This window comes from Mesorhizobium norvegicum (assembly GCF_004919685.1).
GTDB lineage: Bacteria > Pseudomonadota > Alphaproteobacteria > Rhizobiales > Rhizobiaceae > Mesorhizobium > Mesorhizobium norvegicum.
The window spans coordinates 131,301-141,147 of record NZ_SMYZ01000039.1 but is presented as its reverse complement, the minus strand read 5'-3'; the positions used below and the strand labels follow the sequence as shown (position 1 = coordinate 141,147).

Below are 9,847 nucleotides of genomic sequence, written 5' to 3'. Positions count from 1 at the left end.
CCCCGTGAACGGGGAGAAGGGAGCTAGTCTCCGAGCGGCTCCATCTCCTTGCCGGTGCGGTGGATCTGGGCGTTGTATTTGATGCGGCGGACGGTCTCGCGGGCCGAGCCGTCGAGCTTGTAGGCCGAGGCCACCGCCAAAAGGTCGATCGCCGCCAGGAAGGCGAAGCGCGACGCCGTCGGCTTCAGCGTATCGGGATATTCGGGCACCGCCACCGTCAGCCTGACGTCGCAGGCGCGCGCCAGTTCGGTGTCGGGCGCGGTCACCGCGATCGCATTGGCGCGGTAGTGCTTGGCGAGCTCGACGGCCTCGATCACCTCGCGGGTGCGTCCCGTGGCCGAAATGGCGATCACCAGATCGCCGGGCTTGAGCGTCGAGGCGGTCATGCGCATCAGATAGGGATCGCATTGGGCGCTGATCGATATGCCGTAGCGGAACAGCCGGTACTGGGTTTCCTGCGCCAGCGCCGAGGAGCTCCCGCCGAGGCCGAAGACGGTAACCTGGCGCGCCTTGGCGATCAGCTCGGCCGCCTTCTGCAACTGCGCCGGGTCGAGCTGCCGCTCGGCTTCCTGCAGTGCCCGGCGGGCCTCGCCGAACACGGCGTTCCAGAACGGCATGCCATTGTCGTTGCTGACGGAAGGCGACTTGGCCAGATAGAGCGCACCGACGACGAGGCTCTGCGCCAGCTTCAGCTTGAAGTCGCGCACGCCCTCGCAGCCGATGGCGCGGCAGAACCGGGTCACCGTCGGTTCGCTGACCCCGGCGCGCTGGGCAAGGGCGGCGTTGGAGGCGTCGACGGCGTATTTGACATCGTCGAGCACGACATCGGCGACACGCCGTTCGGCCGGGCGCAATTCGCTATAGGAATCCTTGACCAGCGAGATGATGTCGGGGATGCGCCGGACAGGGTCGCGCGCCTCAGTGTCGTGGCCTGAAACAGGCTCGTCCTGGCTGCCAGCTTCGATCATGGAGTCCTGGTCTTTCCCTGGGTTGCGAGGCTGTTGTCTTAGCATGTTTGCACGCCGTGGCTCCATGTGCCTGACCGCATCGCAACCGGAAACCTCACCTTCTCCGCTTCCTTCCAGCCCGTGCGAGTTCCGAAGTATGTAGGAAAGCAACATATATTTCAAGGTCATGAAAACATCGTGAAAACAATTGGATAGCTATGAAAGCCCATTTTTGTGATACGGGTACCAGCGCTCGTGCTTGACAGGAAAGTAGGATAGTTACAGACTGATTTTCGCGGTCGGGTGAGCCAGTGGCTCATCGCGCAATCTTCCCGGGGGGCAGATGAATACGGGCGATGCAAGAAACCCGAAGCTTGGCGTGCAGGCAGCGACCAAGATCTATCACACGGCCTCCGGCGACCTGCTGGCGCTGGACGGTTGCAGCCTCGACATCAGTGCCAATGAAATCGTCTCGATCGTCGGCCCTTCCGGCTGCGGCAAGACGACCCTTTTGTGGTCGATGTCGGGCCTGCACAGCCTGACCAGCGGCGAGATCCGGCTCGACGGCAAGGCCATCACCGGACCGCATCCCGATATCGGCATCGTCTTCCAGGAAGCGAACCTCCTGCCGTGGCGCAATCTCGACGCCAACATCCGCTTCCCCTTCGAGATCAAGGGCGAGAAGCCGGATCGGGCGTGGATCGCGCATCTGCTCAACCGCGTCGGGCTCGACGGCTTCGGCGGCAAGTTCCCGCGCGAACTGTCGGGCGGCATGCAGCAACGCGCGGCGATCGTGCGGGCGCTGGCACTGAAGCCGTCGGTGCTGCTGATGGACGAGCCGTTCGGCGCGCTCGACAGTTTTACCCGCGAGGAGATGAACCGGCTGGTCGAGGAGATCTGGCTCGACACCAAGACCACCATCGTCTTCATCACTCACAGCATCGAGGAGGCGATCTTCCTCTCCGACCGGGTGGTGGTGCTGAGCGCCCGGCCGGGTCGTGTCGCCAAGGAGTATCGCGTGCCGTTTGCGCGGCCGCGCTCGCTGGAGATCATGGCGACGAAGGAGGTCTTCGACCTCACCAACCGGATCAAGATGGACATTGTCGGCGAGCGCACGCGGCCAAAAGCGCCGGAGCGCCCGAGCGCCGAGATCGTGAGGATCAGACCGTGAGCGGAGGCGACGCCATTCCGGAATTCTCGAAGTCCAAGTCGGGCGACGGCCATGAGGTCAGCCTGACCAACCTGTCGGCCTTCGCCAGTGGCCCCGGCATCAAGTCGGGCAAGGAGGTGGCGGCCATTCTTGCCGTGGCGGTGATCATCATCGGCGGCATCGAGCTGGCGCTGCGGCTGTTCCACGTGCCGCTCTATATCATGCCGCCGCCGAGCTCGATCGCCTATGCGCTGTTCGACGAGTTCCCGCTGATCGCGCCGCATCTCGGCTACACGCTGGTCGAGCTGCTATCCGGCTTCACCATCGGCGCCATCATCGGCCTGGTGCTGGCCGCCGTCATCACCCAGTTCCCGTTCGCCGAGAAGATCGTCGCGCCCTACATCCTGCTTTTGGTCACCACGCCGATGCTGGCGCTGGTGCCGCTGCTTATCCTGCGCTTCGGCTTCGGCTACACGCCGCGCATCATCGCGGTGGCGCTGGCCGCCGGGCCGATGGTGATGATCAATGCCGCCACCGGTTTCCGCCGTGTCGACAGCGCCAAGATCGCGCTGGCGCGCTCCTATGGCGCCAGCACCTTGCAGATATTCTGGAAGATCCGCGCGCCGATGGCGCTGCCGATGATCCTGGTCGGGCTGATGATCGGCGCCATCTTCGGCCTGCTGACCGCGGTCGGCGCCGAAATGGTCGGCGGCGGCTTCGGCCTCGGCAACCGGCTGACCACCTATTCGTCGATGATCCAGATGCCGCAATTCTTCGCGGTGGTGCTGATCCTGTCGACGCTCGGCATCCTGATCTACGTGCTGTTCTTCCTGATCGGCAAGAAATGGGCGAGCTGGGAGGCTTGAACACAAAGGATAAGACGGCGCCCGGGAGGCGGGCGGCAAGAGACTGACGTCAAACAAAAAGGGGAATGCCATGACCAAAGAGAACTCGATCAACCCGGCGGGGATCAGCCGCCGCTATTTCCTGCAGGTGACCGGCGCCGGGCTGGTGACCGCTACGGCGCTTGGCGCCACGGGCCTCAAGGCCAGGGCCGAGGCTTATGGAAAATTCACCTGGATCTCGCCGCGCGGCACGCTCGAAGTGCTCGACGACTATCCCTACTGGGCAGCCAAGAAGGCCGGTTATTTCGACGGGCTGGACACCGACATGCAGCCGGGACCGTCGGACGGCACCGCGACGGTGAAGTTCGTCGATGTCGGCCAGGCCGATATGGGCTTTCCGTCGCCCGGCGTGTTCTCCTTCGCCATCCAGAACGGCATGAAGCTGAAGTCGGTGTTCCACATGGGCGCGCGCGACACGTTCAGCTTTGCCTTCCGCAAGGGCGAGGGATCGAACGATCTGAAGAAGCTGGAAGGCAAGACCATCCTGCTCGGCTCCGCCGCCTGGCAGTCGATCACCGACCCGCTGCTGGCCGCGCAAGGCGTCGACATCAAGAAGGTCAAATATGTCGAAGCCGGCTGGCCGACCTGGGGCACCGCCCTTGCCGGCGGCCAGGGCGACGCCGCCCTGTCGTGGGAAGGGCTGCGTGCCGAATGGATCGCCAAGGGGCTCGACTTCGAATACTGGCTCGGCGTGCAGAATTCGAAGCTGCCGGCCAACACCTTCGTCGTGCGCGCCGCCGACCTCGAGGATCCCGACCGCAAGGCGTTCCTGGAAAAGTACCTGCGCGGCTGGGCGATGGGCCTGGAGTTTGGGTATCAAAATCCCCGCGCGGCCGTCGAAGCGGTGTTCGAGCAGTTCCCGACGCTGGCCAAGAATCTGGGCCCCGAGCTCGGCACCACCTCGATCCTGCAGCAGATCAACGTCTTCCGTGGCGACATGGACAAGCGTGGCGGCTGGGGCTCGCACGACATGGCGAGCTGGCAGGGCTTCTTCGACGAGATCCACAAGATCGGCCAGATCACCGCTCCGGTGAAGGCCGAGGACGTCTGCACCAACGAGCTGATCGGCCCGGCCAACGATTTCGACAAGGCCAAGGTCAAGGCCGATGCCGACGGATACAAGCTGTCGGAAGGCTTCGCCGCGCTCGACGTCGAGAAGATCAAGGCGCATCTGTTCGATTCGGCGGTGAAGTGACAATTGTCGAAGTCGGCGCCGCCCCTCACCTGCCTGCCGGCATCCTCTCCCCGTAAACGGGGCGAGGGACGCTGTCATCGCCGATTTCGCCAATCTCCAATGTCGCTAAGAAGGCGCCAGCGTCGCGGCCAGCGCCTCTCTCCCCGTTCACGGGGAGAGATGTCCGGCAGGACAGTGAGGGGCGGCGCCGACCTGACGTAATTGCCCGTCGAAACATACATGCGGCGGCTCGCCGTCCGCGATCCGATCAAGAATTTGGGAGGCTGACATGGCCGACAAGGTAAAAGTGCTGGTGGTGGGTCTTGGCAATATGGGTGCGTCGCATGCCAGCGCCTATCACCGCTCCGAGGGTTTTGAGATCGTTGGCATCATGAGCCGCTCGATCAAGAGCAACACGAAGATCCCGGCCGAACTGGCCGGCTATCCGCTCTACGAGGATTTCGACCAGGCGCTGAAGGAGGCGAAACCCGACGCCGTCTCGATCAACAGCTGGCCGAACACTCATGCCGAATACGCGCTGAAGGCAATCGCGGCCAATTGCCATGTGTTCATGGAAAAGCCGCTCGCCACCAACAACGAGGACGCCGAAAAGGTCGTCGCGGCGGCGCGGGCCAAGAACCGCAAGCTGGTGCTCGGCTACATCCTGCGCGTCCATCCGTCGTGGATCAAGTTCATCGAGGTCGGCAAGACGCTCGGCAAGCCGCTGGTGATGCGGCTCAACCTCAACCAGCAGAGCAGCGGCAGCGCCTGGCACTGGCACAAGAACCTGATCGATTCGCTGATCCCGATCGTCGACTGCGGCGTGCATTATGTCGACGTCATGTGCCAGCTGACCGGCGCCAAGCCGGTGCGCGTGCACGGCATCGGCGCCAAATTGTGGGCGGAAGCCGACAAGCAGAATTACGGCCATCTGCACGTCAGCTTCGATGACGGCTCGGTCGGCTGGTACGAGGCCGGCTGGGGGCCGATGATGAGCGAGACGGCCTATTTCGTGAAGGACGTGGTCGGCCCCAAGGGTGCGGTCTCGATCGTCGCCGGACAGCAGGCGAGCAGCGGGGCTGATGCCGCCGAAGTCTCGAACTCCGCCGACATCGACCGCCATACCAAGACCGATGCGCTGAAGATCCATTACGCGCAGGTCGACGGCGACAAGAATTTCTCGAAGCCCGACGAGATCGTCAGCATGGAGGACGAGCCCGGCCACCAGGAACTCTGCGATCGCGAGCAGGCCTTCTTCCTGCGCGCCATCCGCGAGGATCTCGATCTGACCGAGCAGATGGATGCGGCGGTCAACAGCCTGCGCATCGTGCTCGCCGCCGAACAGAGCATCGCGCTCGGGCGGACCATCGACCTGGCCTGACGCAATCCGAGTGCTGGCAGGCCCCCTCATCCGGCCGCTTCGCGGCCACCTTCTCCCCGCTGGGGAGAAGAGGGAGGCGCCAGCGCGTGACAGTCTCCTCTCCCCTCGGGGAGAGGTCAGCCGAGCGAAGCGGAGGCTGGGTGAGGGGGCCGCTGCCCGAACGCGGTTATCTGCGAGGCATCAACACAAAGCCATTGGCTGAAGGAGAGAGACATGGTCACTGACAGTCTGCTGAAAACCTATGCCGAGTCCGACGCGCTCGACCTGGCCGGGCTGGTGCGCGGCGGCCAGGTTTCGCCGGCGGAACTGGTGGAGGCAGCGATCACGCTGGTCGAGCGGCTCAACCCGGCGCTCAACGCGGTCATTCACCGCCTCTACGACATGGCGCGCGCCCAGGCGCAGACGGTCGACACATCAGCGCCCTTCGCCGGCGTGCCGTTCCTGCTCAAGGAGCTGGCTTCGTCCTGGACGGGCGCGCCAAACACCAATTCGAGCTTCTACCTGAAAGACGTCGTCGCCGACTTCGATACCGAAGTGGTTCGCCGCATGAAGGCGGCCGGCCTGGTGCTGGTCGGCAAGTCGAACGCGCCGGAAAACGGCTGGTCGATCACCACGGAACCAAAACTCTACGGTGTCACCAAGAACCCGTGGAAGGAAGGCATCACGCCGGGCGGCTCGAGTGGCGGTGCTGCCGCGGCCATCGCCTCGCGCATGGTGCCGATCGCCGAGGCCAGCGATGGCGCCGGTTCGATCCGCATCCCGGCCTCCTGCTGCGGCATCGTCGGACTAAAACCGTCGCGCGGCCGCGTCAGCCTCGCGCCGTTCGGCGACTATTGGTATGGCGGCGCCTACTTTCTGTGCTGTTCGCGCACCGTGCGCGACACGGCGGCCTATCTCGATGCGGTCGCCGGCGCGCTGCCGGGCGACCCCTATACGCCGCCGGTTCCCAACGGTTCTTGGCTCAGCCTGTCGGCGCGGGCGCCAAAGCAACTGCGCATCGGCTTTTCCGTCAAACCGCCCAACGGCACCGCGATCGATCCGGAGGTGAAGGCCGCGGTACTGGCGACCGTCGCGGCGCTCGAGCGTCTCGGGCACGATGTCGAGGAGCACGACATGCCGCTCGACGCCATCAAGGTGTGGAAGACCTACACCAACATGACCTGCGTGCAGACGGCGGCGACCTTCGACTACCTTGAAACGGTGATAGGCCGGCCGGTGACGCCAAACGACGTGGAGGCGGTGACCTTTGCGATCATCGAGCGCGGCCGCTCGACCAGCGGTACCACGCACATCTCCGATGTCGAACAGCTCAGGCAGATCGGCCGCGACATCGTCGGCGACCTCGGCGCTTACGATCTCTTCATAACCCCGACGCTCACCCAGCTGCCGCGCCCGTTCGGCTACTACGACATGTCGGAAACCGACATCGACCGCTACAATGCCAAATGGGCGGACTCGGTGTTTGCCTTCCCCTTCAACATTTCCGGCCAGCCGGCGATCTCGCTGCCGCTCGGCTGGTCGAAAGGCGGCGTGCCGATCGGCGTCCAATTGGTCGGCCGCTACGGCGACGAGGCGACGGTGCTGGCCGCGTCGGCGCAGCTCGAGCAGGAGATGCCGTGGAAGGAGAGGCGGCCGCCGGTGAGTGCTTAGATGCTTGGCATGGAGGTTTTGGCGGTTCGAATCACACGACTTCGAGATTGGCCGAATCGCCTATCGTTTCGTCATCCACGGGCGGAGCAAGGAGCGCAGCGACGCAGCGCAGACCCGAGGATCCATGCCGCGACTTCAAAGCGTCGCTACGGTGCAGAGTTCTGCTCCGCTGCATTCCTCGGCCAAGGTCACGGCATGGATCCTCGGGTCTCCGCGACGGAGCTTCGCTCCTGCTCCGCCCGTGGATGACGAGGTGGAGAGGCTTTGGCCAACCTCCGGCGTTGCAGACTTGAAGTCGGCTAACCGATTGTCTCCAGCCGCCTCGGCAGGCGGTTCATGGCAACAGGTCCGTCCGGCGTGATCAGGAACTGGTCCTCGAGATTGAAGCTGGCGAGGCCGTCGATGTAGAGCGGGATCTCGAAGGCCAGCACCATGCCGGCTTCGATCACGACATCGCTGTCGGCCGCGATGAACGGCCATTGTTCTGAGAAGACCGACTGGCCGACGCCATGGCCGAAATGACCGCGGCGGTAGAAGCGCAGCCCTTGCCGTGCCAGGCTGTCGGTGGCGACGCGATGCACATGGGCGAGCGTGGTTCCTGGAATAAGGGATGCCAGCCCGTCCTCAAAGGCCCGCTCGGCGATGGCATGCAGCTCGGCCTGGTCGGTGGATGGCGGTCCGAAGGTGAAGTTGCGCGACATGTCGGAGGCGTAGCCGCCCACCGTGCAGACCATGTCGCACTTCAGCGGATCGCCGGGCATGGCTTTCGCATCGGCGCTTTTGGCTCGGGCGCCGAGCGTCACATATTCAGCTGTCGCAACCGGATGCGACAGGCCGGACGCCGCCGTGGCGACACCTTCCCGGTAGAGGGCAATGAGATCGGCCTGGCGCATGCCGGCCATGGCATCTACTTGCAGCCGGTCCAGCCCGGCTTCCGACAGGATGATGCCTTGCTGCAGCAGGTCGATCTCGCGTTGCGACTTGATGGCTCGCAACCGATCGAAAACGGCCGAGCCGTCGACCATCGTGCAGCCCGGCAGCAGCGCCTGCATGGCCGAGAAATCGGCGGTAGCGATGAAATCAAGATCGACGCCGATCGTTGCGCGCTCGAGTCCGAACCCTGCCAGGATCTGCTTCAGCTCGCGGACGGAATGGACGAGTTCGAATGTCGCGGGTCGAGAAAAACCAGGCGCCCGGCCGGATGAGGCAAGGCCGACCTCGATGCGTTGCGCCAGCCCTTGCCCTGAGGTCGAGGGGTCAAGCGTGGCGGTTTCGATCCAGATCGGGTGGCTGCGGATGACAGTGTCCGGCAGAGCCCGTTGCAACTGTGCCGCATTGAAATCCGCCGCCACGACGCCGATCGGCAGGTCCTGGGCAGCCGGGATGACGACGAAGCCGGCGCCGGCGCGCCGGAACAGTCCCGCCGGGCCGATCGAGGCTCCGGTCGCATAGTGGAAGGCCTCGGGCGCGCACAGCACCAGCGCCTCGATGCCGGCGCGGTCCATCAGTTGCGCCGCGCGCTGGCGGTCGACGAAGCCTGTCATGGGTTTCTCCGAATGTCCGAAGCGGCAACGGAGCATTCCGGGTATGGACAATCAAGCGAGTTTCTCGCTGTACCGATGCACTGCATGCTTTGAAGACTAGCGGAGACGCTCTTCACTTCGTCATCCCAGGGCGGAGCAGCCGCGAAGCGGCGTCGCGGAGACCCTGGGATCCATGCCGCGATCTCAGCCGTGGAGTGCAGCGGAGCAGAATTTTGCGCCGTAGCGACGCCCGGAAGTCGCGGCATGGATCCTCGGGTCTGCGCAGCGTCGCTGCGCTCCTTGCTCCGCCCGTGGATGACGAAGTGATTGATGTTCCCGCCAATCGCCAAAGCATCCGATCCGTGGACGCAGCCCAAACGAATGGCGAAATCCCTATTTGATGGATTCCAGCTTGGCGACGGCGGCCGTGAAGCCAGCCAGCGACACCGGGATGGTGACCGGCTTGCGGGTGACCGATTCCATGCCGATGTTCAGATTGGTCCCGGACTTCATGGCGGCGATGAGGTCCGCCGACAGCGGGGTGGCGGCATAGGCGCCGTTCTGGTCGCTGGTCTGGATGGCAATCGTCGTCTTCTGCCCCTGGTCGATCTGGTAGGAGGCGCCGGACGGCAGGAACAGGCCGTGCGGCAAAGCGAGCAGCATGGCCAGGCTGCCATTGCCCTTGTCGCGGCGCACGGTCACGGTCAGCACACGCTGACCGGTCTTGGCTTCGGTCAGGTTTTGCGACACCTGACACTGAAGCTCGGCCGTCGATGAACCGCTGGAGCAATTGATCGCCCATGGATTGGCGTCGGCGGGCTTTGCTTCGGCCGGCTTGGCGTCTTCGGCAAGGGCTGGCCCGGCGGCGGCCAGCACCAGCGACAGGACGGCGAACCCAGCGACCACGCCAAGTAGATTAGCTTTCGCTAAAATAAGTGCCATGTTCTTTTGTCGGATGGCTTGCATGTTTCCTCGCCCTGCCAGGTATTCTCGTTGGTGGGGCTTGATACAACACTCGGGACTGTTTCGAAAGGCGGACCGGAACCAAGCAAGCCGGCAAAAATACTGTGACCTTTCGGACACAGCGAGCAATTTTGGAGGAAAGCCCTAGAAATCG

Annotated in this window: 8 protein-coding genes; 5 read left to right on the top strand and 3 right to left on the bottom strand. The window is 64.2% G+C overall.

What is annotated here, in order from left to right; genetic code table 11:
• Positions 1-23: 23 nt before the first annotated feature.
• Positions 24-968, bottom strand: a complete 945-nt coding sequence (locus FCU66_RS16255) for a MurR/RpiR family transcriptional regulator (RefSeq protein ID WP_136621203.1) — start codon at positions 966-968, stop codon at positions 24-26.
• Between the two features lie 322 nt (positions 969-1,290).
• Here FCU66_RS16255 and FCU66_RS16250 point away from each other — a divergent pair, with 322 nt between their 5' ends.
• From FCU66_RS16250 to FCU66_RS16230, 5 genes are all read left to right on the top strand, one after another.
• Positions 1,291-2,118, top strand: a complete 828-nt coding sequence (locus FCU66_RS16250) for an ABC transporter ATP-binding protein (protein ID WP_136621204.1) — start codon at positions 1,291-1,293, stop codon at positions 2,116-2,118.
• Positions 2,115-2,963 carry an ABC transporter permease gene (locus FCU66_RS16245; protein WP_136621205.1) on the top strand — a complete coding sequence of 283 codons (849 nt, stop codon included), beginning with the start codon at positions 2,115-2,117 and terminating at the stop codon, positions 2,961-2,963. Before FCU66_RS16250 ends, FCU66_RS16245 begins: the two co-directional genes overlap by 4 nt.
• Positions 2,964-3,033: 70 nt before the next feature.
• On the top strand, positions 3,034-4,197 hold the full coding sequence (locus tag FCU66_RS16240; RefSeq protein ID WP_136621206.1) for an ABC transporter substrate-binding protein: 1,164 nt from the start codon (positions 3,034-3,036) through the stop codon (positions 4,195-4,197).
• Between the two features lie 268 nt (positions 4,198-4,465).
• Positions 4,466-5,557 (top strand): Gfo/Idh/MocA family protein, encoded by a 1,092-nt coding sequence (locus tag FCU66_RS16235; protein WP_136616195.1) that lies wholly within the window; start codon positions 4,466-4,468, stop codon positions 5,555-5,557.
• Between the two features lie 213 nt (positions 5,558-5,770).
• Positions 5,771-7,207: an amidase gene (locus FCU66_RS16230; RefSeq protein WP_136616194.1), complete on the top strand. Its 1,437-nt coding sequence runs from the start codon at positions 5,771-5,773 to the stop codon at positions 7,205-7,207.
• A 299-nt stretch (positions 7,208-7,506) separates the two neighbouring features.
• Here the strand turns inward: FCU66_RS16230 and FCU66_RS16225 are convergent, their stop codons facing one another.
• Both FCU66_RS16225 and FCU66_RS16220 read right to left on the bottom strand, forming a co-directional pair.
• The gene (locus FCU66_RS16225) at positions 7,507-8,751 is read right to left on the bottom strand and encodes a M24 family metallopeptidase (protein WP_136616193.1); all 1,245 of its coding nucleotides are present in this window, start codon (positions 8,749-8,751) and stop codon (positions 7,507-7,509) included.
• A gap of 372 nt (positions 8,752-9,123) precedes the next feature.
• Positions 9,124-9,672 (bottom strand): invasion associated locus B family protein, encoded by a 549-nt coding sequence (locus FCU66_RS16220; protein ID WP_246093919.1) that lies wholly within the window; start codon positions 9,670-9,672, stop codon positions 9,124-9,126.
• Between the last annotated feature and the right edge of the window lie 175 nt (positions 9,673-9,847).